The organism is Microbacterium petrolearium (genome assembly GCF_054782875.1).
Genome location: NZ_BAAGRQ010000005.1, coordinates 134,311 through 158,526, shown reverse-complemented (window position 1 = coordinate 158,526; position 24,216 = coordinate 134,311). Strand labels below are relative to the sequence as shown.

Annotated in this window: 22 protein-coding genes, 1 tRNA gene and 1 pseudogene; 16 read left to right on the top strand and 8 right to left on the bottom strand. The window is 73.7% G+C overall.

Annotated features, from left to right (window positions below; all coding sequences use genetic code 11):
* Window positions 1-45 precede the first annotated feature (45 nt).
* The 3 genes from flgK to ACYVJ0_RS06140 are packed head-to-tail and all read left to right on the top strand — an operon-like array spanning window position 46 to window position 2,737.
* Window positions 46-1,455 (top strand): flagellar hook-associated protein FlgK, encoded by a 1,410-nt coding sequence (gene flgK, locus ACYVJ0_RS06150; protein ID WP_460816676.1) that lies wholly within the window; start codon window positions 46-48, stop codon window positions 1,453-1,455.
* A gap of 38 nt (window positions 1,456-1,493) precedes the next feature.
* The gene (gene flgL / locus ACYVJ0_RS06145; RefSeq protein WP_460816674.1) at window positions 1,494-2,369 is read left to right on the top strand and encodes a flagellar hook-associated protein FlgL; all 876 of its coding nucleotides are present in this window, start codon (window positions 1,494-1,496) and stop codon (window positions 2,367-2,369) included.
* Window positions 2,366-2,737, top strand: a complete 372-nt coding sequence (locus ACYVJ0_RS06140; RefSeq protein ID WP_460816672.1) for a flagellar assembly protein FliW — start codon at window positions 2,366-2,368, stop codon at window positions 2,735-2,737. The genes flgL and ACYVJ0_RS06140 overlap by 4 nt, the downstream gene beginning before the upstream one ends.
* Window positions 2,738-2,744: 7 nt before the next feature.
* Here ACYVJ0_RS06140 and ACYVJ0_RS06135 read toward each other — a convergent pair whose 3' ends face one another.
* The 5 genes from ACYVJ0_RS06135 to ACYVJ0_RS06115 are packed head-to-tail and all read right to left on the bottom strand — an operon-like array spanning window position 2,745 to window position 6,632.
* Window positions 2,745-3,194: a DUF6098 family protein gene (locus ACYVJ0_RS06135; RefSeq protein ID WP_460816670.1), complete on the bottom strand. Its 450-nt coding sequence runs from the start codon at window positions 3,192-3,194 to the stop codon at window positions 2,745-2,747.
* A 16-nt stretch (window positions 3,195-3,210) separates the two neighbouring features.
* The gene (locus ACYVJ0_RS06130) at window positions 3,211-4,389 is read right to left on the bottom strand and encodes a zinc-dependent alcohol dehydrogenase (RefSeq protein ID WP_449853936.1); all 1,179 of its coding nucleotides are present in this window, start codon (window positions 4,387-4,389) and stop codon (window positions 3,211-3,213) included.
* Window positions 4,390-4,417: 28 nt separating this feature from the next.
* Complete coding sequence (locus ACYVJ0_RS06125) at window positions 4,418-5,701, bottom strand: cytochrome P450 (protein ID WP_460816668.1); 1,284 nt, start codon at window positions 5,699-5,701, stop codon at window positions 4,418-4,420.
* Entirely contained in the window at window positions 5,698-6,231 is a 534-nt protein-coding gene (locus tag ACYVJ0_RS06120; protein WP_460816667.1) for a hypothetical protein, read from the bottom strand. Before ACYVJ0_RS06120 ends, ACYVJ0_RS06125 begins: the two co-directional genes overlap by 4 nt.
* A 29-nt stretch (window positions 6,232-6,260) precedes the next feature.
* Window positions 6,261-6,632 (bottom strand): sugar ABC transporter ATPase, encoded by a 372-nt coding sequence (locus ACYVJ0_RS06115; RefSeq protein ID WP_460816665.1) that lies wholly within the window; start codon window positions 6,630-6,632, stop codon window positions 6,261-6,263.
* Between the two features lie 222 nt (window positions 6,633-6,854).
* On the opposite strand from ACYVJ0_RS06115, the gene ACYVJ0_RS06110 reads away from it, so the two are divergent.
* The 6 genes from ACYVJ0_RS06110 (at window position 6,855) to pepN (ending at window position 12,712) form a co-directional block, all read left to right on the top strand.
* The gene (locus tag ACYVJ0_RS06110; RefSeq protein ID WP_460816663.1) at window positions 6,855-8,348 is read left to right on the top strand and encodes an FAD-dependent oxidoreductase; all 1,494 of its coding nucleotides are present in this window, start codon (window positions 6,855-6,857) and stop codon (window positions 8,346-8,348) included.
* Between the two features lie 72 nt (window positions 8,349-8,420).
* Window positions 8,421-8,972: a flavin reductase family protein gene (locus ACYVJ0_RS06105; RefSeq protein ID WP_460816662.1), complete on the top strand. Its 552-nt coding sequence runs from the start codon at window positions 8,421-8,423 to the stop codon at window positions 8,970-8,972.
* A 59-nt stretch (window positions 8,973-9,031) separates the two neighbouring features.
* Window positions 9,032-9,104, top strand: a tRNA-Met gene (locus ACYVJ0_RS06100).
* The gene (locus ACYVJ0_RS06095) at window positions 9,105-9,464 is read left to right on the top strand and encodes a PPOX class F420-dependent oxidoreductase (RefSeq protein ID WP_460816715.1); all 360 of its coding nucleotides are present in this window, start codon (window positions 9,105-9,107) and stop codon (window positions 9,462-9,464) included.
* A gap of 17 nt (window positions 9,465-9,481) precedes the next feature.
* On the top strand, window positions 9,482-10,126 hold the full coding sequence (locus ACYVJ0_RS06090; RefSeq protein WP_460816660.1) for an NAD(P)-dependent oxidoreductase: 645 nt from the start codon (window positions 9,482-9,484) through the stop codon (window positions 10,124-10,126).
* 78 nt (window positions 10,127-10,204) lie between these two features.
* The gene (pepN, locus tag ACYVJ0_RS06085; RefSeq protein WP_460816659.1) at window positions 10,205-12,712 is read left to right on the top strand and encodes an aminopeptidase N; all 2,508 of its coding nucleotides are present in this window, start codon (window positions 10,205-10,207) and stop codon (window positions 12,710-12,712) included.
* Between the two features lie 86 nt (window positions 12,713-12,798).
* On the opposite strand, the gene ACYVJ0_RS06080 is transcribed toward pepN, so the two are convergent.
* Together ACYVJ0_RS06080 and ACYVJ0_RS06075 are read right to left on the bottom strand one after the other, a co-directional pair.
* The gene (locus ACYVJ0_RS06080; protein ID WP_460816657.1) at window positions 12,799-15,816 is read right to left on the bottom strand and encodes a S8 family serine peptidase; all 3,018 of its coding nucleotides are present in this window, start codon (window positions 15,814-15,816) and stop codon (window positions 12,799-12,801) included.
* Between the two features lie 170 nt (window positions 15,817-15,986).
* Window positions 15,987-17,072, bottom strand: a complete 1,086-nt coding sequence (locus ACYVJ0_RS06075) for an LOG family protein (RefSeq protein WP_460816656.1) — start codon at window positions 17,070-17,072, stop codon at window positions 15,987-15,989.
* A gap of 117 nt (window positions 17,073-17,189) precedes the next feature.
* On the opposite strand from ACYVJ0_RS06075, the gene ACYVJ0_RS06070 reads away from it, so the two are divergent.
* The 7 genes and pseudogenes from ACYVJ0_RS06070 (at window position 17,190) to ACYVJ0_RS06040 (ending at window position 23,340) form a co-directional block, all read left to right on the top strand.
* Entirely contained in the window at window positions 17,190-18,590 is a 1,401-nt protein-coding gene (locus ACYVJ0_RS06070; protein WP_460816654.1) for a sugar porter family MFS transporter, read from the top strand.
* 85 nt (window positions 18,591-18,675) lie between these two features.
* Window positions 18,676-19,441 (top strand): annotated as a pseudogene (gene ftsE / locus ACYVJ0_RS06065) (cell division ATP-binding protein FtsE); the annotation flags it as partial.
* Between the two features lie 510 nt (window positions 19,442-19,951).
* The gene (gene ftsX, locus ACYVJ0_RS06060) at window positions 19,952-20,869 is read left to right on the top strand and encodes a permease-like cell division protein FtsX (RefSeq protein ID WP_449853924.1); all 918 of its coding nucleotides are present in this window, start codon (window positions 19,952-19,954) and stop codon (window positions 20,867-20,869) included.
* A 76-nt stretch (window positions 20,870-20,945) separates the two neighbouring features.
* Window positions 20,946-21,422 carry an SsrA-binding protein SmpB gene (smpB, locus tag ACYVJ0_RS06055; RefSeq protein ID WP_449853923.1) on the top strand — a complete coding sequence of 159 codons (477 nt, stop codon included), beginning with the start codon at window positions 20,946-20,948 and terminating at the stop codon, window positions 21,420-21,422.
* 76 nt (window positions 21,423-21,498) lie between these two features.
* On the top strand, window positions 21,499-21,975 hold the full coding sequence (locus tag ACYVJ0_RS06050) for a prepilin peptidase (protein ID WP_460816652.1): 477 nt from the start codon (window positions 21,499-21,501) through the stop codon (window positions 21,973-21,975).
* Window positions 21,976-22,019: 44 nt separating this feature from the next.
* Window positions 22,020-23,045 carry a YihY/virulence factor BrkB family protein gene (locus tag ACYVJ0_RS06045; RefSeq protein WP_460816651.1) on the top strand — a complete coding sequence of 342 codons (1,026 nt, stop codon included), beginning with the start codon at window positions 22,020-22,022 and terminating at the stop codon, window positions 23,043-23,045.
* A gap of 55 nt (window positions 23,046-23,100) precedes the next feature.
* A complete protein-coding gene (locus ACYVJ0_RS06040; RefSeq protein ID WP_449853920.1) occupies window positions 23,101-23,340 on the top strand; it encodes a response regulator in 240 nt (79 codons plus the stop codon).
* Window positions 23,341-23,344: 4 nt separating this feature from the next.
* On the opposite strand, the gene ACYVJ0_RS06035 is transcribed toward ACYVJ0_RS06040, so the two are convergent.
* Window positions 23,345-24,208 carry a nitroreductase family protein gene (locus ACYVJ0_RS06035; RefSeq protein ID WP_460816649.1) on the bottom strand — a complete coding sequence of 288 codons (864 nt, stop codon included), beginning with the start codon at window positions 24,206-24,208 and terminating at the stop codon, window positions 23,345-23,347.
* Window positions 24,209-24,216 lie beyond the last annotated feature (8 nt).

The window sequence follows — 24,216 nt, the reverse complement described above, 5'->3', positions numbered from 1 at the left end:
TGACATTCGCACTGCGACACGGCACGTGAGCTGAGGGAGAGAGACTTGTCCACCTTCTCGGGACTGAACACCGCCGCCTCGGCGCTGGCCGCCGCGCGGCGCGGCATCGACGTGACCGGTCAGAACATCGCCAACCAGAACACCCCCGGCTACACGCGCCAGCGGCTGGAGACCTCGGCGCTGGCGCCCGTCGCGCGGGCGGGCATGTTCAGCACGGGTGTCGTGCCCGGCCAGGGCGTCTCGATGGACGGCATCGCGCGGCTCGGCGACGCGCTGCTCGACGCGCGCGTGCGCGACGCGGTGGGCGCCTCGGCGTACTGGGGCGTGCGCGCCGAGGTGGCCGGCATCGCGGAGTCCGCGCTGTCCGAGCCGACCGAGGCCGGCCTCGCCGCCGCGCTCACCCGCTTCTGGAGCGGCTGGCAGGACCTCGCCAACTCGCCGGACTCCGGGGCCGCCGCCGCCGTCGTGCTGAACAACGCGGGCGTGCTGTCGTCGCAGATCGCCGCCGGCTACACGGCGGTCACGGATCAGTGGAGCGGCCTGCGCGCGGGCGTGGACCGCACGGTGACCGAGGTGAACGTGGCCGCCGACGAGATCGCGCAGCTGAACCGCGAGATCCGCGACGCCCTGAACTCGGGCCGCTCGGCCAACGAGCTCATGGATCGGCGCGGCGTGCTGGCCGAGGAGGTCGCGCGCCAGACGGGCGCGCAGGCGACCATCGAGCCCGACGGCACCATGACGGTGCGGATCGACGGGAACGCGCTCGTCGCGGGCACCGAGTCGCGCCACCTCGTCGCGAGCGGTCCGCAGGGGCTCGCGGAGGGCGAGCCCGTCACCGTGGCGTGGGCGCACCGCCCGGACGTGCCGCTGGCCTCGGTGGGCGGCGCGCTGGGCGGCACGCTGTCGGTGCTCGCGCCCGCGGCCGACGGTGGCACGCTGGCCGGCGTCGCGGACGCCTACAACCGCCTGGCCACGAGCCTCGCGACCACCGTGAACGCGCAGCACGCCGAGGGCGTGACGTCCGACGGCACGCCGGGCGGGGCGTTCTTCGACGTCTCGGGCACCGGCGCACCCGCCCTGCTGCTGCGGGTCGTGCCGACCAGCGGCTCCGAGCTCGCGATCGCGCGCCCGGACAGCGGGGCGCACGACTCGTCCAATGCCGACGCGATCTCGCAGATCGGCACCGCCGCCGGCTCGCCCGACGCGCTGTGGGCCGACTTCGTCACGAGCCTGGGGGTCGCCACGGCCGGCGACGCCCAGCGCGCGACGGTCGCCGAGGTGGCCGCCGTGACGAGCGCCGCCGCCCAGCAGTCCGTCGCCGGCGTGGACGGCGACGAGGAGACGATCAACCTCCTCACCTACCAGACGGCCTACCAGGCCGCCGCCCGCGTGCTCACGGCCGTCGACGAGGCGCTCGACGTCCTCATCAACCGCACCGGCCTCGTGGGCCGCTGAGCCCAGAACGTCCGAAAGGCAACACGATGATCTCCCGCGTGACCGCGCAGACCATGACGCAGGCGTCGCTGCGCCACCTCCAGAGCAACCTCGCCGAGCTCTCGAAGCTGCAGGAGAAGGCCACCTCGCAGCGCGCCTTCCTCTCGCCGTCCGAGAACCCCTCGGCCGCCGCCGCGACGCTCGCGGTGCACGCCGAGCAGGAGCGCAACGAGCAGTACGCACGCAACATCGACGACGCCATGGCGTGGGTGACCACCGCCGACCAGGCCATCTCGTCGGGCGTCACCCTCATGCAGCGGGTGCGCGTGCTCACGCTGCAGGGCGCCAACGACGGCGCCCTCGACGCCACGGCGAAGGAGGCCATCGCCGTCGAGCTCGAGACGATCCGCGACGAGCTGCTCGCCGCCGCGAACACCCGCCTGCTCGGGCGCTCGGTGTTCGCCGGCACGTCGGATGCCGCATCCGCCTTCCAGGGCGGCGACTACGCGTACAACGGCGTGCCGGGCTCGGAGGTGACGCGCCGCATCTCGGACGGCGTCACGGTGCGCGTCGACGCCGACGGCGCGGCCGTGTTCGGGGCCGGCGACGACTCGGCCTTCGCCCTCGTCGACCGCATCATCGCCGACCTGCGCGCGGGCGTGAACGTGGGCGCGCACGTGACCGCGATCGACGAGCGCACCACGGCTATGCTCAGTGCCCAGGGTGCCGTGGGCGCCCGCCAGGCACAGATCGAGCGCGCGCAGGAGGTGGCCGTGAACAAGTCGGTCTCGCTCGAGACGCGCCGCGCCGCGGTCGAGGACGTCGACACCGTCGAGGTGCTCGTGCAGCTGCGGGCGCAGGAGCTCGTCTACCAGTCGTCGCTGCAGGTCACGAGCCGCGTGCTGCAGCCCACCCTGCTGGACTTCCTCGCGTGAGCGCGGCCCTGCAGTTCGTCGCCCCGCCGCCGGGGCTGGCCCCGCACACGGAGTTCGTGCTGTCGCCCGTCGACGGCGCCGACGGCCTGTTCGCGCTGCGCGCCGTCGCCGACGCCGACCTGCGCATGTTCCTCGTCGATCCGGCCGTGTCGCTGCCCGGCTACGCGCCCGTGCTCAACGACGAGCAGGCGCAGGCGCTCGCGCTCGACTCGCCCGACGACGCACTCGTGCTCGTCGTGGCGAACCCCGGCGCGGATGGCGTCCACGTGAACCTCCTCGCGCCGGTCGTCGTCAACACCGCGACGGGAGCCGCCGCCCAGGTGATCCTGGAGGGTCAGGACCTGCCGCTGCGCGCCCCCCTCGGCTGAGGCTCCCTCAGCCCTCGGGCCCCTGACCCGCGTCGAACGCCTCGCGATAGCGGGCGTCGGCCTCCTCGAGCAGCCGGTCGTCCAGTCGCGCGACGGGCACGGCGTGCGCGAGCAGCGGCTCGCAGTCGGGTCCGCGGCCCACGAGCCGGCCGGTGAGCACCCACGCGTGCCGGTCGGGGTGCGCCTCCGCGAGGTGCCGGTACTGGCACAGCTGGCGCGCCAGCCAGTCGGCGACCGGCCGCGTCCACCACGGCTCGGGCGCGAGCGGATTGACCGAGAGCCCCGGCAGCTCCAGCCCGCTCTCGGTGTCCATGCTGCCGCCGTCGCCGTCGTCCGCCGGGCCCTGCGAGTAGCGCGCGTGCAGCGCGGGCCGCGCGGCCACCAGCTCCTCCAGCTCCGCGAGCGAGCGCACGGGCTCTCGCTCGTACTCCTCCCGCTCGAGCATCCGATCCGTCATCGTGCGGACCTGCCCCTCAGGCCGCCGGGTCCAGGACGACCTTGATGCAGCCGTCCTCCTTGCGCTGGAACGTGCGGTACATGTCGGGCGCCTCGGCCAGCGGCACCCGGTGGGTGGTGAGGTCGGCGGTGCCGAGCGGATCGTCCTCCCGCTCCACGAGCTCCACGAGCTGCGGCACCCAGCGCTTCACGTTGCACTGTCCCATGCGCAGGCAGAGCTGCTTGTCGAACATCGTCTTCATGGGCAGGATGTCGGCGTCGCCCGCGTACACGCCGCTGACGGACACGGTGCCGCCGCGCCGCACTAGGTCGATGCCCGCCAGCAGCGCGGCCGTGCGATCCATGCCCAGGTGATCCATCACGGGGCGGGCGACGGCGTCCGGCAGCGCCCCGAGCGCGTGGTGGGCGGCGTGCACGGCCGGGGTGCCGTGCGCCTCGAGCCCGACGGCGTCGATCACCGCGTCGGCACCGCGGCCGTCCGTCGCGTCGCGCACGCGCTCGGCCGCCTCGTCGATGTCGTACGCGTCCACCCCGTGGCGCGCCGCCATCGCGCGCCGCTCCGGCACGGGATCCACCGCCAGCACGCGGTGCCCCAGATGCCGCGCGATGCGGGAGGCGAACTGTCCGACGGCGCCGAGCCCGAGCACGGCCACGGTGCCGCCCTCGGGCACGTGCGCGTACTGCACGCCCTGCAGCGCCGTGGGCAGCACGTCGCTGAGGAACAGGTAGCGCTCGTCCGGCAGCTCCTCGCCGACCGGGACGGTGTTGTAGTCGGCCAGCGGCACGCGCAGCAGCTCGGCCTGCCCGCCGGGAACCTGGCCGTACAGCTTGGTGTAGCCGAACAGCGCCGCGCCCGTGCCCTGCTCTCTCACCTGCGTCGTCTCGCACTGGGACTGCAGGCCGTGACGGCACATCCAGCAGTGCCCGCACGCGATGTTGAACGGCACGACCACGCGCTGACCGGGGCGCAGCGACGTGACCTCGGCTCCGACCTCCTCGACGACGCCCATCGCCTCGTGCCCGAGGATGTCGCCCGCGTCGAGGTACGGGCCGAACAGCTCGTACAGGTGCAGATCGGATCCGCAGATCGCGGTCGACGTCACGCGGACGATCGCATCGGTGGGCTCCTCGATGCGCGGGTCGGGCACCTGCTCGACCGATACGTTGCGGCGTCCCTGCCAGGTGAGCGCTCTCATCAGATCTCCTCGTCGATGTCGGTGCGGATCACGCCCGCCGGACCCGGCTCATGAGGAACCCGGATCGCGGCAGGGTGGGGAACCGGCGCAGGTCCACCCCGAGGTCCTGCGGCGGCACTTCGTAGGCGGTGCGCTGCGTGAGCAGCCGTACGATCTCCTCGAGCAGCTCGATCGCGAGCGGCTCGCCCGGGCAGCGGTGGGTGGTCGCGAGGTCGTCGCCGGCACCCTGGGCGATCAGCGCGTTCGCGGCGTGCGCGCGCCGGTCGTCGGGACCGGCGGCGGGATCGTGCCGCTCGGGGCGGAAGCGCAGCGGCTCGGGCCACAGCGCCGGATCGCGGTGGGTGGCGAAGATGTCGAGCGCCACGAGGGCGCCCGGCGCGAAGCGCTCGCCGCGCCACTCGAGCTCGTGGGTCGCGCGTCCCGCGACGAGCGGGAAGAAGGGCGCCGTGCGGCGCACCTCCTGCACGAAGCCGCGCAGGTGCTCCTCGTCGCCGGCGCGGAAGCGCTCGGCCCAGGACGGGTGCCGGTGCAGCGCGAGCGCGGCGAACACCGCGAACCGTCCGACGGCCACGGTGGGGCGCAGCAGGTTGATGAGCTCGACGGCGGCGACCTCGTCGTCCAAGCCCCTGCCGTCGGCGTCGCGGTGGGCGATCAGCCTGCCCACGACGGCGCCGCGGCTGCCGTCGCGCGCGTCGCGCACGAGCTCCTGTGCCCAGCGCTCGGTGGACCGGCGCCGCAGCCGACCGCGCCAGTTGCGCGGGCCGAAGCCGCCGGCGCCGTCGAGCATGGCCAGGAACTCCTCGGTGCGGGCGCGGGCGGTGTCGTCGTCGAGCGGCAGCCCCGCCCAGCGGCACGCCGCGCGCGTGAGCACCTCGGCGACGACCTCGTGCAGCCGCACCATGTCGGTGCGCTCCCACGCCGGCAGCGCGGCGTCCCACTCCTCGCGCACGAGCCGCGCCATCCGCTCGCGGCCCGCCGGCTCGAGCAGCTCGAGGAAGAGCGCCTTCCTGGTGCGGTGCGCGTCGCCGGCCAGTGTCTGCACGCTGCCCTCGTCCTGCAGCGAGTGCAGCACCGAGGCGGGCATGGCCGCGGTGCGCGAGAAGCGGTCGCCCTCGGCGAAGAACCGCGCCGCCTCGGGGCCGCGCACGAATGTCGCGGGCATGCCGAGCAGGCGGGTGCGGAACGCATCCGACGCCAGCCGGTCGAACCGGCGGGCGCCGAAGCCGTAGCCCTCCGCCAGGAGGGCGAGGGTCGCGTCGCCGCGCACGCGGGGGATCGGGGCGGCCGTCTGCCGGTGGATGACGGCCGTCATGCCGCCGTCGCCATCGCGTAGATCGTCAGCGCGATCGCGACGCCGACCACGGCCATCGCGCCGAGCAGGCTCGCGAAGAGCGCGCTGCGGCGCCCGCCGAGCGGCTGGGTGAGCGACACCGCGACGATCGCCGCGAAGAGCACCACCTCGAGCACGATGCCGAGCCAGGCGACGAGCCCGGCCTCGGGAACCGAGACCGCGAACAGCACGACGCAGACGGCGCCGAGGAGCCCGGCGGGGATCAGCCACCACGCGGCGCGGCCGCCGCGCATGCTGTCGCGGGAGCCGCGGCGGGGCGCCCGCCCGTCGTCGACGGGCTGTGCCGCCGATGGGCGCTCGGCCCCGCGAGCGTCCTCCCGCCGCGCGGGCCGCGGCTCCATGGATCCGTCCGCGGCGCGCGTGCCCACGCCCGGGAGGTCGTTCTGGCTCGAGACGTTCTGGATCGATCCCCGGTCGCCCGGCGACACCCGCGGCGCGTCGGCCGCGCCGCTGTCGGCACCCCCGCCGCCGGGCGGGATCTCCTCGCGCATGTCCGATCCCCTCATCTCGTCGTGGCGGTTCAGAGGTCCTCGGGGGAGACGTCGCCCTGGCCCTCGGGGCCGAGGTCGGCGAGCTCGGGGTCCTCGCCCTGCGACTCCGGCTGCACCTCGAAGCCGGGCAGGTCCTCGACGGGCACCTGGTCCTCGTCGTCGGGGATCTCGGCCGGATCGGCGCCCGTCCCCGTCACGTCCGTCCCGAGACCGCCCGTGCCCGTCGCCTCGGCATCGGAGCCCACGCCCTCCCACTCGCGCTGGGCGGGATCGTCGAGCGGGTCGGCGGTCACCGACGTGTCGCGCTCGTTCGTGCTCGGCTCCTCCAGGGGGTCGAAGTCCTGCATGTCCTCGTCCACGGCGGCGGCGCGCTCGCGGCCCTCGTCTGCGGCGTTCGTCATGTGCTCGTCCCCTTCCGGTTGGGATGTCGGGCCGGTTCGGATGTCGGGCCGGTTCGGATGTCGTGCTGCCAGCCTGGGACGCCGCGCCCCCGACCGGCAGGGGGTTGATTCCTGCGAGGCGCCGATGTAACCCTCCGGCGCCTCCGCTCGGCGCGGCTATCACGGCGCCGAGCGGGCGACAAGGGGGCGGCGCCGCCCGGCCGCGCGCGGCAGGATCGGGTCATGACGGATGCTCGATCGCTGTGGCACGCCACCGCCCCGCCCATCCCGGTCGACGAGGACCTCCCGGCGGATGTCGACGTCGCCATCGCCGGAGGGGGTCTCGCCGGCATCGCCGCCGGCCTGGCCCTCGCCGAACGCGGCCTCAGCGTGGCCATGCTCGAGGCCGAGAAGCTCGGCGCGCGCACCACCGGGGGGACCACGGGCAAGCTGAGCCTGCTGCAGGGCGGCATGTACAGCCGCATCCTGCGCCACGCCGGCGACGAGGTGCTGCGCGCGTACCGCGCGGGCAATGCGGCGGCGCGCGACTGGATGCGCGAGCGGCTGGAGGACACCCCCGGCACGATCGCGCGGCGGGACGCCGTGACCTACGCGACGACCGAGGACGGCGTGAGCGCGCTCGACGACGAGGCCGAGGCCCTCGCGGCCGCGGGGGTCGAGGTGCAGCGGCACGGCCGCGGCTCCGCGGGGCTGCCGTTCGAGGTCTCCGCCGCGCTGCGGCTGCCTGACCAGGATCAGCTGCACCCGATGCTCGCCCTCGCCGCGCTCACCGCCCGGCTGCGTCGCCGCGGGGGCGTCGTGCTCGAGCGCTGTCGCGTGCGCGCCGCCGAGCCGGGGGACTCCGGCGTGCGCGTGTCGACCGAGCGCGGCGAGATCCGGGCGCAGCGGCTCATCCTCGCGACGGGCACGCCGATCCTCGACCGCGGCCGGATGTCGTCGCGCCTGGCGGTCTCGCGCGAGTTCGCCGCGGCGTACCGGCTGCCCGACGCCGTGCGGCCGCCCAAGGCGATGTACCTCTCGGTCGACCCCGTGCCGCGCTCGCTGCGCTCGGCGCGCGGGCTCGACGGCGAGCCGGTGCTCGTCGTGGCGGGCGACCCGTTCGAGACGGGCAGGGATGACGACACGGCGGCGCGGCTGGAGGCGCTGGACGCGTGGGTGCGCGCGGTCTACCCGCGCGCGTGGCGCATCACGTGGTGGGCCGCGCAGGACTACCGCACGACATCCGCGATCCCGCACGCGGGCGAGGTGCCCGGCTCGAAGGGGCGGATCTTCGCCGCGACCGGGTTCGCGAAGTGGGGCATGACGAACGCCCCGGCGGCGGCGCTCGCGCTGGCGGGGCAGATCGCGGGCGACGAGCCCGAGTGGTCGGCGCGCCTGCGCGCGCATCGCGGCGGGCTGCGCGACGCCGCCGAGGCCGTGACCGTGAACGCCGCCGTCGCGGGGCACCTCGTGGGCGGCTGGGCGGCGCCTGGCGGGGGAGCCGACGACGAGAGCGCGACCGTCGAGCGGCGCGGCGCCGCGATCGTGGCGGAGTCGACGGTGCGCGGCGAGCGGTGCGCCGTGTCGGCCGTGTGCACGCACCTGGGCGGCATCGTGCGCTGGAACGGCGCCGAGCGCACGTGGGACTGCCCGCTGCACGGCTCGCGCTTCGCGCCGGACGGGCGCGTGATCGAGGGGCCTGCGGTCGACGACCTCGCGCCGCACGAGCCGTCCTGAGCCGCGCGGACCGGCGCCGGTGGGGTGCGGGAGGACGTACGGTCGAAGTATGCGCACGAATGAGGCAGACCGATGACCGACGCGACGGGGATGACCGACCGGTTCAAGTCCGTGTTCCGCCAGCATCCCGCCGCCGTCACCCTGATCACGGGGCTCGCGCCGGGAGGGCCCGTGGGGCTCACGGCGTCCAGCCTGTCGTCCGTGGCGGCCGCGCCGCCGGCCGTGTCGTTCTCGGTGACCCGCGCCACGGGGTCGGCGGGCGGGTTGCTCGCCGCCGGCGACCTGTCGATCCACCTGCTCGGCGCGCAGCATGCCGCCACGGCCCTGGCCTTCTCCCGCTCGGGCGAGGAGCGCTTCACGGCCGCGCAGGGGTGGGAGTGGGGCGCGGAGGGGCGCCCCTTCCTGCCCGACGCCCGCGCCACACTGCGCTGCCGCATCATCGACACCCTGCGTGTCGCCGATTCGTCGCTCGTCGTCGCGGAGGTGCTCGACGTCGTGATCGGCCCCGAGGCCGAGCCGCTGCTGTACCACGACCGCCGCTTCCACGCGTTCGATCCGGACGCCCGCCCCCTCGATCCCGCGCTGCCGGCGGCCGCGCCCGACCGGGACGTGCCGCGCGCCTGAGTCACGCTTCGTCACATCCCTCGCGGGTGTCGCCGGCCCGGGTTAGCGTGGGAGCGCCTCGCGGCGGTCCGGGCGGTCCCGGGCTCCGGCTCATACCCGGGAGCGTGGCGGGTTCGACTCCCGTCGCCGCGTCTGCTCGAGCTGCCGCTGTACGGGCACCTGGGCACGATCCGCCCCGACGACACCGTGCAGGTGACGCCGATGTGGTTCGAGTTCGACGGCGAGCACGTGCGGTTCACGCACACCACGCGCCGCCAGAAGTACCGCAACCTGCAGCACAACCCGTCGATGGCGCTGTCGATCACCGACCCGGACGACGTGTTCCGCTACCTCGAGGTGGCCGGGCGGCTCGTCGAGGTCGTGCCGGACCCGGAGGGCGCGTTCTACGTGCACCTGCAGAACCGCTACGGCAACCCCAGCCAGACCCCGCCGCCGGATGCCGCGGATCGCGTGATCCTCGTCATGTCCGTCGAGCGCGCCACCAAGCAGTGAACGGAGAACAGAAGAGCATGACCCGCATCGCCGTCATCGGGGGCACCGGCTACGCCGGCGGCCACATCGTCCGCACCGCCGCCGAGCGCGGCTTCGAGGTGGTCTCGTACAGCCGCACCCTGCCCGACGAGCCGCAGCCCGGCGTCGACTACCGCCAGGCCGACGCCCGCGATCGCGACGCGGCCCGCGCGATCGTCGCCGACGCCGATGTGGTGCTCGTCACCGTCGCCCCGCGCGGCGACATGGAGGGCCGCGTCGAGGGCACGGTCGCGCAGCTGGCCGAGCTCGCCGCCGAGGCGGGCGTGCGCCTGGGCGTCGTGGGCGGCGCGGGCTCGCTACTCGTGGCCGAGGGCGGCCCCAAGGTGATGGACACCGAGGGCTTCCCGCAGGAGATCCTGCCCGAGGTGCGCGAGGCCGAGCGGATCCTCGAGCATCTGCGCGCGGACGAGAGCGGCCTTGACTGGTTCTACATCAGCCCCGCGGGCGGCTTCGGCTCGTTCGCGCCCGGCGAGGCGCTCGGCACCTACCGCACGGGCGGCGACGTGCTGCTCGTCGACGACGAGGGCCAGTCGTTCATCTCGGGCGCCGACTTCGGCCTGGCCGTGGTCGACGAGATCGAGCACCCGGCGCACCGCCGCCAGCGCTTCACCGTCGCCTACTGACGTCGCGGTGGTCCGGGTCAGAGGGTCCGGACCACCGCGCTCCGCGTTTCGGGTCGGCCGCTCTGCGACGATGGACGGATGAGCTCCCCCAACGCCTCCGCCAACCTCACGCGCGAGGAGACCGCCGCCCGCGCCGCCGCCATCGACCTGCACGAGGTGCGGGTCGAGCTCGACCTGACGGGCGCACCCGACGCCGCGCGCGGGGGCTTTCCCGTCGCGAGCACGCTGGCGTTCGACGCCCGCGCGGATGAGACGTGGATCGACTTCCTCGGTGAGGCGGTGAGCGCGGTCACCGTCAACGGCACGGAGACCCCCGTCGAATGGGACGGCGCGCGCATCCGCGTGCGCGGCCTCGCGCACGGTCCGAACGAGGTCGTCGTCCGCGCGGTCGGCGCCTACAGCCGCTCCGGCGAGGGCCTGCACCGCTTCGTCGATCCCGTCGACGGCGAGACCTATCTCTACACGCAGTTCGAGCCCGCCGATGCGCGCCGCCTCATGCCCTGCTTCGAGCAGCCCGACATGAAGGCGCGGTGGACGTTCGACGTCTCGGTGCCCGCAGGCTGGACGGTGCTGTCGAACCAGGTGCCGAGCAAGAGGCTGAACTTCGGGGACCAGGACCGCGTCGTCTTCGAGCCCACCCTGCCCCTCTCGTCGTACATCACGGCGATCGCCGCCGGCTCTTACCACCGCGTGGACGGCGAATGGAGCCGCGGCGCGCAGCGGATCCCGCTGGGCGTGCTGTGCCGCGCCTCGCTGGCCCCGCACCTCGACGCCGACGAGATCCTCGAGATCACGCGGCAGGGCCTCGACTTCTTCACCGTCGCGTTCGGGTACGACTACCCTTGGGGCAAGTACGACCAGGTCTTCGTGCCCGAGTACAACCTCGGCGCCATGGAGAATCCGGGGCTGGTCACCTTCACCGAGTCGTACGTGTTCCGCGGCGCCGCCACCGACGCGCAGCGCGAGGGCCGCGCCAACACGATCCTGCACGAGATGGCGCACATGTGGTTCGGCGACCTCGTGACGATGCGCTGGTGGGACGACCTGTGGCTGAAGGAATCGTTCGCCGACTACATGGGGGCGCACGCCTCCGTGGCGGCCACGCGCTTCGCCGACGCGTGGACGTCGTTCGCGAACCGCCGCAAGGCGTGGGCGTACGAGCAGGATCAGCTGCCCACGACGCATCCGATCGTCGCCGACATCCCCGATCTCGAGGCCGCCAAGCTGAACTTCGACGGCATCACGTACGCCAAGGGCGCCTCGGTGCTCAAGCAGCTCGTCGCGTTCGTGGGGGAGGAGGCCTTCTTCGCCGGGGCGCGCGCGTACTTCCGGCGCCACGCCTTCGGCAACACGACGCTGGACGACCTGCTCGCCGCGCTCGAGGAGGCGTCCGGCCGCGACGTGCGGGCGTGGAGCAGGGCGTGGCTGCAGACGACGGGCGTCTCGACGCTCGCGCTGGAGCGCGAGGGCGAGGGCGCGGTGGCGCTCGTGCAGACGGATGCGCGGCCGCACCGCCTGCGCATCGGGACGTTCGAGCTGGCGGACGGGCGCCTCGAGCGGCGCGGATCGGTCGACGCGGACATCGCGGAGGAGCGCACGTCGGTCGAGGTGCCGCCGGCGGGTCTCGTGCTGCTGAACGACGGCGACCTCACGTACGCGAAGGCGCGCCTGGATGAGGAGTCGCTCGCGGCGGTGGAGGCGGGCCTGAGCGGGCTCGACGACACGCTCGCGCGCGGCCTCGTGTGGTCGTCGCTGTGGAACGCCACGCGCGACGGCGAGCTGCCCGTGCACCGCTATCTCGGGGTCGTCGCCCGGCACGCGCCGCTCGAGCCGAACGTGGGCCTGCTGGCCGGCACGATCGCCAACGCGGCCTTCGCCGTGAACCACTACGTGCCGCAGAGCTCGCGCGGCGACGCCCGCGCCCTGTGGGCCGAGACGGCGTGGCAGGCGCTCGCCGCGGCGGCGCCCGGCAGCGACGCCCAGCTGGCGTGGGCGCGCGCAGTCGGCGCGGCCACGGCGTACGACGACGCCCACGCCGCGGAGCTGAGCGCCATCCTCAACGGGGATGCCCCGGCACCCGAGGGGCTGCGGCTCGACCCCGACCTGCGCTGGGCCTGGGTGCAGGGGCTCGCGGCGATCGGAGCGATCGACGAGGCCGGCATCGCCGCGGAGCTCGCGCGCGACGACACGCTCTCGGGCCGCACCGCCGCCGTCCAGGCCCGCGCCTCGCGCCCCGACCCCGACGTGCGCGAGGCCGCCTGGCGGGCGGCGTGGGAGGACCGCGGGCTCGGCAACGAGCACCTCGGCGCCACGATCGCGGGCATCCGCGCCGGCGGGCGCCGCGACCTCGTCGCCCGCTTCGACGCCGACTACTTCGCCCGCATCCGCGGTGCCTGGGCCGATCGCAGCATCGAGATCGCGCGGCGCCTCGTCGCCGGGCTCTTCCCGGCGAGCGAGGACCTCGGCGCCGTCGACGCGTGGCTCGCCGCGCACGCCGACGCGCCCGGATCCCTGCGTCGCATCGTGCTCGAGCAGCGCGACCATCTCGCGCGCGACCTGCGCGTGCGCGCCGCGAACGAGGCCTGACCGGCGCGGGGCGTCCCGCACACGCGAAGAGGGCCGCCCGGGCATCCCGGGCGGCCCTCTCGGTGCGCGTCAGGTCACGGCTCAGGTCACGGCGCGGTGTCGACCGTGACGAGCGTGCGCACGGCCGAGTCGCCGTAGCGGACGACGCCGTAGTACGTCGTGCCGGGCACGAGTCCGTTCCACGACAGCTCGTACGCCACCTCGGCGCCGTCCTCGACGGGCAGCGGGTTCGGCGTGGCCTCGAGGCCCTGGCCGGGCGAGGCCACGGCCGCGTCCAGCGTCCACGTGAACGGCGCGTCGTACGAGTACACGTGCGACTCCACCACGTAGGTGCCGGCGGCGGGGGCCGTGATCACGACCTCCTCGTCGGCCGAGCCGGTGGCCGACTGCCACATCTCGTAGTAGCGCCAGTCGTCCTCGCTCACCACGCGGTACACCACGAGGTCGAGGTCCGATCCGGTGTCGGCGGCCGAGTCCAGCACGAAGCGCGCCAGGTCGGCGCCCTCGGGCACCTCGACGATCGAGTGCGTGAACCCGTCGTCCGCGGCGCCCGTGGTCTCGTCGCCGTCCACGAGCCGCTCGGCGGCCGCGAGGCCCGCCGTGTTCAGCGCGAGCTCGCCGGTGACGCCCGACGTGATGCCGACCTCCAGGGATCCGTCCGTGCCCGTGCCGGTGACCTCCGTCGGGGCGCTCGCCGTGACGGGGAAGACCGCGATGGGGGAGCGGACGTCGTTCGTGCCGCCCGTCCACGTGAGGAAGCCCGTCGTCCACTGCTCGGCGGGCGCGGATCCCTTCGTGAACGTGATCGCGACGGTCGCGCTCTCGCCCGCCGCCAGCGTCACGGTCGACGGCTCGACGGTCACCTCGACGCCGGGCACCTCCGCCGTGGCGGTGTACGTACCTGCCTCGGTCGCCGTGATCGTGCGCGTCACCGTCTCGGGCGCCGACAGCGATCCGATGCCGATCGACGCGAGGTTGAGGTCGCTGGGCGCCACCTCGGCCTCCTCCGGCAGCCCGAACGCGATCAGGTCGAGGCCCTGCAGGTACCCGGCCCAGTCGGTCGGGCCGCTGCTGTACAGCAGCGACGGCTGCAGCATCTTCGTCGGGTCGACGTGGCCGGCGCCCTGCGCGAACGGGTCGGTGTTCGCCGATCCGTCGGCGTTCACCGTGTCGTAGGCGGTCGTCATGAGCGCCGACTTCACGTCGGCGGGCGCCCAGTCGGGGTGCTCGCCGAGGAACAGCGCGGCCAGGCCCGCCACGTGCGGCGACGCCATGGAGGTGCCCGACAGGATGCCGAAGGTCGGCTCCTCCTTCTCGCCGCTCGTCGTCGCCGCGAGGATCGCGACGCCGGGAGCCGACACGTCCGGCTTGATGATGTCGTTCGTCTCGGCGTTCATCGGCCCGCGGCTCGAGAACCCGGCCACCTGCGGCACCGGCGTGATGACGCCGGTGATGTTGTCGCTGTGCAGCGTGGCGGTGGGTGCCTCGGCGGTGCGGGCGTGGTCGAGGATCGCGGCGCGGTGCTCGGCGGCGACGTGCACGGTGGGCACGGAGTGGAAGTCGTTGTCGAGCGACTCCCCGGCCGCGACGTTCGTGAGGATCACGCCCGCGCCGCCGGACTCGGCGATCTCCTGCGACTTCTCGACGCGCGCGTTCGAGCCGCGGTCGCACACGACGATCCGGCCGGCCGCGGCGGCGTCGTCGACGCTGCCGAGCAGGCACAGCGCCGCGTCGGCGGGCGCGACACCGGCGGCGGGGATGTCGCCGGCGTACACGAGCTCGCCCGTGACGGTCTGCCCGTCGGGGACGGAGACGGTCACACCGGGGGCCGTGAACCCGTCGCCGAGCTCCACGGCGCCCTCCCACGTGGGGATCGTCGAGGCGGCGACGGTCGTGTACCAGGGCGAGGCGTGGTCGGCGGTCGAGGCGCCAGGGCCGGAGTTGCCGGCGCTGGCGGCCACGAACACGCCCGCCGCGGCGGCGTTGAAGAACGAGATGTCCTCGGGCTGCAGCACGCTCGTGGCCGAGCCGCCGCCGATCGAGTAGTTGATCACGTCGACGCCGTCGGCGACGGCCTGGTCGATCGCGGCGACGAGGTCGCTGATCGCGCAGCCGTCGTCGTCGGTGCTCGCCGGATCCGGTCCGTTCCAGCACGCCTTGTACGAGGCGATCTTCGCCGCGGGCGCCACGCCGGAGACGGTGCCGAAGTCGACGCCCGAGACCGAGGCCTCGACGCCGAAGTTGCCCGCCGCGGTGCTCGCCGTGTGCGAGCCGTGGCCGTCGCCGTCGCGCGGCGAGAGGTAGTCGTCGTCGGTCACGGCGCCGAAGCCCTCGCCGAACCAGTGCGCGCCGATGATCTTCGTGGAGTAGTCGTGCTTGCTCCACTCCTCGCCCGTGACCATCGTGCTGCGGAACTGCGTGCCGTCGGCCTTGTCGAAGACGATCTGACCGCCGCTCGTGTACGGCACGCCGGGCTTCTTGGTCGCCGCCTGGTTCTTGAGCTTGTCGCCCGCGAACGACGGGTTCTCCGGCGCGATGCCCGTGTCGACGACGCCGACCACGATGCCCTCGCCCGCGTGCTCCACGCCGCCCGTGGCCTCCCACACGCCGCCGCGGCCGTCGGCGTCAGAGCCGAGGCCGAGGAAGTCGGTCGACGTCTGCGCGGTGACCTTGCGCAGCTCGTCGGGGAACACCCCGAGCACGTCCTTGTCGGTGCGCAGGTGCGCGACCTGCTCCGAGCTGAGCTCGGCGGCGAAGCCGTTGGCCGTGACCTGGTACGTCGTGTCGGGCAGCGCGCCGATCTCGTCGGCCAGCCGCTGCTGCTTCTTCTCGAGGTGCTCGATGTACTTCTGGGCGTTCTTCGCATGGGCGTCGAGGCGATTGCCCTTGTCGGGCTTGGTCGCCTCGATGCCGGGCACGCCGCCGTCGTACGTCGCGAGCGCGTCCTCCTTGAGGAGCACGACGTAGCGGCCGTCCTCGGCATCGACGGGGACCAGGGGATTCACCTCCTCCGCGGGTGACGCGTGTGCGGCCGTGGCCGCGGTCGCCGTGAGCGCGAGGGCGAGCGTGAGCGCCGCCGCCGCGCGCGGGAGAGGTCGGATCATCCAATGCCTCCTGTGCGGGATGGGTGTCGCGCGGGCCGTCCGCTCGCGCAGTGGCGCCGAATCTAGCTCACAGGTGTTGCACAGGAACGCGTTTCGGCGCGTCGGCTCACCGGGGATATCCGGGTATGCCGCTGGCGCCCGAGCGTGCCCGAAGGGGGAGTGGCGGCGCGTCAGGAGGGCGCGAGCAGCGCCGCGGCCTCGTTGACCGTGTCGACGAGATGGACGTGCTCCTCCATGGGCCGCCCCTTCGCCAGCGCCCGCAGCAGCGGCCACGCCGGCAGCGTCTCGGTCCAGTGCGAGCGCCCGACGAGCACCATCGGCGCGATGCGGTCCTCGGTGGCGTAGTAGTTCTCGCACGCGTCCTGGAAGATCTCCTGCACCGTGCCGCCCGCGCCCGGCAGGAACACGATGCCGGCATCGCACAGCTCCAGCAGGATCGCCTCGCGCAGCGCGTTGCGGAAGTACTTCGCGATCGCCGTGGCGAACAGGTTCGGCGGCTCGTGGCCGTAGTGCCACGTGGGCACGCCGAGCGAGTCGGCGGGATCGGGGAACCGCGCGATCACGCGCCGCGCGGCGGCCACCCACGCGTCGGCCGAGGGGTGGTACGACGGCACGGCCGAGAGCAGCTCGAGCGCCTCCTCCAGCGCGCTCTCCGGATGGGCCGACAGCCGTGCGCCGAGATTGGCGGCCTCCATCGCGCCCGGCCCGCCGCCCGTCGCGACGGTCAGCCGTGCGCCGAGGAGCCGCCCGAGCCGGGCGGCGTCGGCGTAGCCGGGCTCGCCGCGCGTCAGGGAGTGGCCGCCCATCACCCCGATCAGCCGGCGGCCCCGCACCCACCGCCCGAGCGCGCCGTCGACGCCCTCGTCGTGCAGCGCCCGCGCCAGCGCCGCGTCGGGCGCGGTGCGCTCGTGCTGCCACGCGAACGCGCGGGCGTCGAGGGAGCGCGCGTACGGCTCGGCGTCGTACAGCTCGTCGGCCGTGTACAGCGCGTCGCGGTGCGGGTCGATCGGCGCGGCGTCGACACCCGGCAGCACGAGGGCGCCTCGCCGCTCGTGCCGCTCGGCGTCGCCCGGGGCGAAGCGGCACCCGGCGAACGTCGTGCGCGACGTGTCGCACGCGGCCAGCGCGTCCGACAGCGCACGCAGATCGAGGCCGACGATCCGCCACCCGCGCAGCCTGCGGACGCCGGCCGACAGCCGCTCCTCCAGCTCGGTGAGCGATTCGACCGTGACGACCCTGCCCCGCGTGCGCCTCATCGCGCCCATCCTGGCAGGATCGCCCGCGGCGTGCGCGCGCGCCTGCCCGAGGGCCGTGCCACGCGGGTAGGCTCGCGTGGTGTGCCTGTCGCCAGGGCACGTGACGAAGGGGGCGACATGACGGATGCGGGACTGAGTCGGATCAACGGGCGGGTGATCGGGATCGCGATCGCCGCCGCTCTCGGAGGCTTCCTCTTCGGCTACGACACCTCGGTGATCAACGGAGCCGTCGACGCGCTCTCGGCCGACTTCGCGCTGGACCCGGGCCTGCAGGGCTTCTCGGTGTCGATCGCCCTGCTCGGCGCCGCGCTCGGCGCGTGGTTCGCCGGCAGCATCGCGAACATGTGGGGCCGCGTGCCGGTCATGCTCGTGGCGGCCGCGCTGTTCTTCGTCTCGGCCATCGCCTCGGGCCTGGCCTTCGGCGTGTGGGATCTGATGCTCTGGCGCGCGGTCGGCGGGCTCGGCGTCGGCGCCGCGTCGGTCATCGCGCCGGCGTACATCGCCGAGGTCTCTCCCGCCCGCATCCGCGGCCGCCTCGGCTCGCTGCAGCAGCTGGCGATCGTGCTCGGCATCTTCGCCGCGCTGCTCACGAACGCCGTGCTCGCCGCGACCTCCGGCGGCGCCGCCGAGACTCTGTGGTTCGGGATCGAGACGTGGCGCTGGATGTTCATCGTCGAGGCCGTGCCCGCCGTCGTGTACGGCGTGATGTCGCTGCGCCTGCCCGAGTCGCCGCGCTACCTCGTGCGCAAGGGCGACTACGACAAGGCGTCGCAGGTGCTGCTGGACTTCAGCGGCGAGCCCGACGTGAACAGGAAGATCCAGGAGATCAAGGACTCGCTGCAGAGCGAGAAGCGCGAGTCGCTGCGCGATCTCGTGGGCCCGGCGCTCGGGCTGAAGCCGATCGTGTGGGTCGGCATCCTGCTGAGCGTCTTCCAGCAGTTCGTCGGCATCAACGTGATCTTCTACTACTCGACCACGCTCTGGCGCTCGGTCGGCTTCGACGAGAGCAGCGCGCTCACCACGAGCGTGATCACGTCGGTGACGAACATCGTCGTCACGATCGTGGCGATCCTCCTCGTCGACAAGGTGGGGCGCAAGGCGCTGCTGATCTCCGGATCGCTCCTCATGACGGTCTCCCTCGGCGTCATGGCCGTCGCCTTCTCGTTCGCGACGACCGCCGCCGACGGATCCGTCAGCCTCGGGGCGCCGTGGTCGATCGTCGCGCTCGTGGCGGCCAACCTCTTCGTCGTCGGATTCGGCGCCACGTGGGGCCCGGTCGTCTGGGTGCTCCTGGGCGAGATCTTCCCGAACCGGATCCGCGCGAGCGCGCTCGCCGTGGCCGCCGCCGCGCAGTGGGTGGCGAACTTCGCGATCTCCACGACCTTCCCGTGGCTCAGCAGCATCTCGCTGACCCTCGCCTACGGCCTCTACGCGGGCTTCGCCGCCCTGTCGTTCGTGTTCGTGTGGTTCCGGGTGCGCGAGACGAAGGGCATGGAGCTCGAGGAGATGAAGGCCTGAGCGCCACCCGGCGCGCGCATCCGTGCGGCGCGCCGGGGGTGTCGCTCGGGGCCAGGCGCGGGGCCGCGCTTAGCCTGGGTAGGCCATGATCCGGTTCGAGCACGTCACCAAGCGCTACAAGGGGACCGCCTCACCCGCCCTCGACGATGTCTCGTTCGAGGTCCAGCGCGGTGAGTTCGTGTTCCTCGTCGGCCAGTCGGGATCGGGGAAGTCCTCGTGCCTGCGCCTCATCCTGCGGGAGGGGGTGCCGTCCTCGGGCAGCATCGTCGTGCTGGGGCGCGACACGAAGTCGCTCTCCAACCGGCGCACGCCCTACTTCCGCCGGCACATCGGGTCGGTCTTCCAGGACTTCCGCCTGCTGCCGTCCAAGAGCGTGTTCCAGAACGTGGCGTTCACGCTGCAGGTGATCGGCGCCTCGCGCGCCATGGTGAAGCAGGCCGTGCCCGAGGCGCTCGAGCGCGTCGGCCTGCAGGGCATGGCCAAGCGCATGCCGCACGAGCTCTCGGGCGGCGAGCAGCAGCGTGTGGCGATCGCGCGCGCGCTCGTGAACCGGCCGCAGCTGCTGCTGGCCGATGAGCCGACGGGAAACCTCGACCCCGCCACGTCGACCGACATCATGGAGCTGCTCGCGCAGATCAACGCGTCGGGCACGACGATCGTGATGGCCACGCACGAGGCCGGCTTCGTCGACCGCATGCAGCGACGCGTCATCGAGCTGTCGAACGGGCGCCTCGTGCGCGACGAGCGCCACGGCGGATACGGCGACACGTCTGCGATCCAGCGCCTCGAGCCGCAGATCGAGAAGGGCGCCGCCGCCGTCGCCGCCCTCACGGCGGTGCTCGAGGTGCAGCGCGAGGTCTCGGATCGGCTCGACGCGCAGGGGCGCCCGGCCTCGCCGGCGCCGGCCGCGCAGGCCGCGACCCCGCCGATCCGTCGCGCCCCCGCGCCCCGCGAGCAGGCGCCCCGCGAGCAGGCTCCCCAGGCGCCGGCGCAGACGCAGGCCCAGGCGCCCGCCCCTCAAACCCCGGCGCCCGCCCCCGCCCCCCGGGCGGAGGCGCCGCGTACCCACGTGCCGGGTACGCACGTGCCGCGGCCCACGCAGCCCGCGGCGCCGCCGGCCCCCACGCCGCCGCGCCCGCCGCCGGCCCGGCGCGCCCCGCGGAGCCGCCCCGTGTCGCGCCGATCCCGCCCGCGCGCCCCGCCGGGTCCGATGCGGGAGGCGAGGACGATCCGCTGCCGCCCGACGTCACGAAGGCGCGGCAGCGCCCCGTCGCCGAGCAGGCCGAGCGGGTCGCCGAGCTCGGCTTCGCCGAGCGGCTGGGGCTCGGGCGTGACGACGAGGACGAAGTGGGGCCGACGGCATGAGACTCGGACTGATCCTCGGCGAGGTCCTCACGGGGCTCCGCCGCAACGCGTCGATGGTCGTCTCGGTCGTGCTCGTCACGTTCGTCTCGCTGACCTTCGTGGGCGCCGCGATCCTGATGCAGGCGCAGATCGGCACGATGCGCGAGTACTTCCAGGACCGCGCGCAGATCGAGATCTACCTGTGCTCGACCCTGTCCACGCAGGAGACCTGCCTGGAGGGCGCCGCGACGGAGGAGCAGACCGCGGCCGTCGAGGCGGAGCTGCGCTCCGACACGCTGTCGTCGGTGATCCAGCGCTTCACCTACATCTCCGCTGAGGAGGCGCACGCGTCGTTCACCGAGAACTTCCCCGATCAGGCGAATCTGCTCACCCCCGAGCAGACGAACGCGTCGTTCCGCATCACGCTGGTGAACCCGGAGGACCCCCGCAACGCGGACGTGCTCGTGGAGGCGTTCTCCGGCATCGCGGGCGTCGAGGGGGTGACGAACCAGATCGAGCATCTCGAGCCGCTGTTCGCCGCGCTCACGATCGCGACGTACATCGCCGTGGGCATCGCGGCGCTCATGCTCATCTCCGCCGTGCTGCTCATCGGCACGACCATCCGCTTGTCGGCCTACGCCCGGCGCCGCGAGGTCGGCATCATGCGCCTGGTGGGCGCGTCGAACCGCTTCATCCAGACGCCGTTCGTGCTCGAGGGCGTCGTCGCGGCGTTCCTGGGCGCCGCGCTCGCGAGCGTCGCCGTGCTGCTGATGGTCCGCTTCGGCGTCGACGGCTATCTCGCCACCAGCATGGGCACCGTGCCGTGGGTGGGCATGGGCGAGGCGTGGCTCGTCGTCCCCGTCATCATCGCGCTCGGCGTCGTGCTGGCCGCAGCCTCGGCCGGCTTCGCGATCCGCCGCTGGCTGCGCGCCTGATCCAGTAGACTGGAACGCTGCCCGTCATCCGGCGGGCGGCGTTCGAGGTGCCGGATCGCGGAAGGGCGGGTGTCGCATGCCGAAGGAGAAGGGCGAGAAGGTCATCGCCCTCAATCGCCGTGCCCGCCACGAGTACACGATCGAGAAGACCTACGAGGCCGGACTGGTGCTGCAGGGCACCGAGGTGAAGTCGTTGCGCGAGGGCCACGCCAACCTCACCGACGGCTACGCGTACATCGACCGCGGCGAGGCCTTCCTCGACCAGGTGAGCATCCCGCAGTACTCGAACGGCACGTGGACGAATCACTCGGCCAAGCGCATCCGCAAGCTGCTGCTGCACAAGGACGAGATCGCCAAGCTCGCGCGCAAGGCGGCCGAGGGCGGCTACACGCTCGTGCCCATGAAGCTGTACTTCGTCGACGGCCGCGCCAAGGTCGAGATCGCGGTGGCCAAGGGCAAGACGCAGTACGACAAGCGCCAGACGCTGCGCGAGCGCCAGGACCGCCGCGAGGCTGAGCGCGCCATGCGCCTGCGCAACCGCGTGGGGGAGTGACCCACAGGCATCCGTGCCACCCCGCGCCGCGCGCCTACGATCGCACCGATCGGATGGGCGAGCCGCGGGAGGGGCGATGGATCCGGCCTCGGTCGCGCTGGGCGCGGCGTACCTGGCGTTCGGCGCCGGCGGCCTCGCGCTGATCCGCACCGACCTGGCCGAGCACCGGCTGCCGAACGCCATCATGCTGCCGACGACGGGCGTCGTCGCGGCGTTGCTCGTCGTCGCCGCGCTGCTGGCGGGGCGCACGTCCGCCATCGGGGGCGGCGCGGCGGGCGCGCTGCTGCTGGGTGGCTTCTACGCCGCGCTGTGGATCGCCGGCCGCGACAGCGGCGGGATGGGCGGCGGCGATGTCAAGCTCGCGCTGCTGGTGGGGCTGTTCCTCGGCTGGCACGGCTGGGCCGCGCTCGCGCTGGGCGCGGCGGCCGGATTCCTCGCGGGCGGCGTGGTCGCGGTCGCGCTCGTCGCCGCCGGTCGCGCCGACGCGCGCACGCGGATCGCGTTCGGTCCGTTCATGCTCCTCGGCGCATGCATAGGGCCCCTCGTGGGCTGACGCAAGGGCGGGCGACGCCGCGCGGCGGACGCTAGCCTGGCCCCATGGGGGCGCTGATCGGCATCTGGAATCGCGTGCTGGCGTGGGCGCTGCAGAGGCGGCTCGTCCGATCGCTGCTGCTCTACTCCGAGAGCAACGGGCCGGTGCTGGCGGCGAGCGTGACCTACCGGGCGCTCTTCGCACTGTTCGCGGCGGTGCTGCTGGGGTTCTCCGCCGCGGCGATCTGGCTCTCCGGCCGCCCGGAGCTGTGGAGCGCGCTCGTGGCCGGCGTCGACAACGTCATCCCCGGCCTCATCGGCGACGGCGGGGTGATCGACGCGAGCGAGCTGCAGGAGGCGCCGGGCGCCATCACGGTGGCGGGCGTGATCGCGGTCGTCGCCCTCGTGGGCGCGGCGATCGGGGCGATCACGACGCTGCGCACCGCGATCCGCGTGATGGCGGGCACGGAGAACGCGACGACCTCGCCGATCCTGCTCGCCCTGCGCGACCTGCTGTTCGCACTGGCCGTGGGCGTGCTGCTCCTCGCCTCGGTCGTCGTGACGTTCCTCGGATCGGCGTTCGTGACGACCGTGCTCGATTGGGTGGGCCTCGGCTCCGATCTCACCGCGGCCGTCGTGACGCGCCTGGTCACGATCGCGGTGACCTTCGCGCTCGACGCGGTGATCATCGCGCTGCTGTTCGCGCTCCTGTCGGGCACGCGCCCCTCGCGGCGGGCGCTGGCCGCCGGCGCCCTCGTGGGCGCCACGGGACTCGTCGTGCTGCAGCAGCTCTCCGGGCTCTTCGTCGGCGGCGCCGACTCGAACCCGCTGCTCACCTCGTTCGCCTCGCTCATCGCGCTGCTGCTGTGGCTGAACTTCTCGGCGCAGGTGATCCTCATCGCATGCGCGCATGTCATCACGACCATGGCGGAGGAGCGCGATCGCGTGGGGGAGCGCTACGGCGCCACGACGCTCGCGCAGCGCAAGGTGCGCAGCGCCGAGCGGGAGGTGCGCATCGCCACGGCGGCGCTGCGCACGGCCAGGGAACAGGAGAGCGCGGAGCGCGAGGCGAACGCGGCGCGTGAGGCATGACGCGCGCGGGCGCAACCCCCGCGCGCCGCGCGGAGGCCGGGGGTAGGCTCGGCCCATGGCCATCGCACGACTGAACGGCGGACCCCTCGACGGACAGGTCCTGCCCCTGGATTCCACCGACCAGGACCAGCTGATCATGCCCTACGCGGAGGGTCAGCTCGTCTACCGGCGCGAGGGCGACGCGGAGAACACCGGCGAGGGCGACGGGCCCACCGAGGTGGAGTTCCGCTACGCCCAGGAGCTGAACGACATCGACTCGACGGACGACGACGAGCCGAAGGCGGCCGACCGCTGAGACGCTAATCCAGCGGGAAGCCGAGATCAGCGAGGACGCGGTCGAGCCGCACCGCCTCGCCCAGGTACTCCCGCGACGCCAGCCGTGCGCGGTGCCGTTGCGTCCACGTGCCCACGGGGCGCCCCTGTGCGTCCTCGTGCGCGGAGAAGAAGCGGTCGTAACGCGCGATCTTCTCCTCCTCGCCGTCGATCGAGTAGGTCTCGTGGTGCAGCACGACGGACGGGGGCAGGCGCGGACGCACCTCGGTGTACGGAGGCGCCTCGTAGCCGAGGCAGAGCCCGAAGGCCACCCAGGCGCGCGGCGGGAGCTCGAGGATCCGCGCCACCGCGCGGGAGTCGTTGCGCAGGTTCCCGATGTAGCACGTGCCGAGCCCGAGCGTCTCGGCCGCCACGACCACGCCCTGGGCGAAGATGCCGCAGTCGATCGCGGCCGTCACGAAGGTCGTGAGCCGGGGGATCGCCCACAGGTCGGTCCCCGTGCGCTCGCCCACCCGGGTCGCCCTGGACAGGTCCACGACGAAGCAGAGCACGACGGGCGCTTCCTTCACGAACGGCTGCGTCGCGATCCTGGCCAGCCGCGCCTTGCGTGACGGATCGCGCACGGCGACGACCGAGACGAGCTGCATGTTCGATGAGGTGGCGGCCGACTGCCCGGCCGCCACGAGCGATTCGACTGCTCCCTCCGGCAGGGCGCGCGCGGTGTCGTAGCGGCGAACCGACCGGTGGCGCAGCATGACGTCCATGGTCTCGTTGAGGGCGTCCCCGGCCTCGTGTGCGAATCCCGCGTAGCGTCGCGTGAGACGGTCAGACAGCCTGTCGTCGGATTCCGAGGCTGCGGAGCGCTCGTGATCGCCGGGCGTGCGGTGCATAGGGTGCA

Coding starts and splice junctions, on each gene's coding strand:
- ACYVJ0_RS06135 (WP_460816670.1), bottom strand. CDS start 3,194: ATGACGGATCGGATGCTCGAGCGGGAGGAGTACGAGCGAGAGCCCGTG.
- ACYVJ0_RS06130 (WP_449853936.1), bottom strand. CDS start 4,389: ATGAGAGCGCTCACCTGGCAGGGACGCCGCAACGTATCGGTCGAGCAG.
- ACYVJ0_RS06125 (WP_460816668.1), bottom strand. CDS start 5,701: ATGACGGCCGTCATCCACCGGCAGACGGCCGCCCCGATCCCCCGCGTG.
- ACYVJ0_RS06120 (WP_460816667.1), bottom strand. CDS start 6,231: ATGCGCGAGGAGATCCCGCCCGGCGGCGGGGGTGCCGACAGCGGCGCG.
- ACYVJ0_RS06115 (WP_460816665.1), bottom strand. CDS start 6,632: ATGACGAACGCCGCAGACGAGGGCCGCGAGCGCGCCGCCGCCGTGGAC.
- ACYVJ0_RS06110 (WP_460816663.1), top strand. CDS start 6,855: ATGACGGATGCTCGATCGCTGTGGCACGCCACCGCCCCGCCCATCCCG.
- ACYVJ0_RS06105 (WP_460816662.1), top strand. CDS start 8,421: ATGACCGACGCGACGGGGATGACCGACCGGTTCAAGTCCGTGTTCCGC.
- ACYVJ0_RS06090 (WP_460816660.1), top strand. CDS start 9,482: ATGACCCGCATCGCCGTCATCGGGGGCACCGGCTACGCCGGCGGCCAC.
- pepN (WP_460816659.1), top strand. CDS start 10,205: ATGAGCTCCCCCAACGCCTCCGCCAACCTCACGCGCGAGGAGACCGCC.
- ACYVJ0_RS06080 (WP_460816657.1), bottom strand. CDS start 15,816: ATGATCCGACCTCTCCCGCGCGCGGCGGCGGCGCTCACGCTCGCCCTC.
- ACYVJ0_RS06075 (WP_460816656.1), bottom strand. CDS start 17,072: ATGAGGCGCACGCGGGGCAGGGTCGTCACGGTCGAATCGCTCACCGAG.
- ACYVJ0_RS06070 (WP_460816654.1), top strand. CDS start 17,190: ATGACGGATGCGGGACTGAGTCGGATCAACGGGCGGGTGATCGGGATC.
- ftsX (WP_449853924.1), top strand. CDS start 19,952: ATGAGACTCGGACTGATCCTCGGCGAGGTCCTCACGGGGCTCCGCCGC.
- smpB (WP_449853923.1), top strand. CDS start 20,946: ATGCCGAAGGAGAAGGGCGAGAAGGTCATCGCCCTCAATCGCCGTGCC.
- ACYVJ0_RS06050 (WP_460816652.1), top strand. CDS start 21,499: ATGGATCCGGCCTCGGTCGCGCTGGGCGCGGCGTACCTGGCGTTCGGC.
- ACYVJ0_RS06045 (WP_460816651.1), top strand. CDS start 22,020: ATGGGGGCGCTGATCGGCATCTGGAATCGCGTGCTGGCGTGGGCGCTG.
- ACYVJ0_RS06040 (WP_449853920.1), top strand. CDS start 23,101: ATGGCCATCGCACGACTGAACGGCGGACCCCTCGACGGACAGGTCCTG.
- ACYVJ0_RS06035 (WP_460816649.1), bottom strand. CDS start 24,208: ATGCACCGCACGCCCGGCGATCACGAGCGCTCCGCAGCCTCGGAATCC.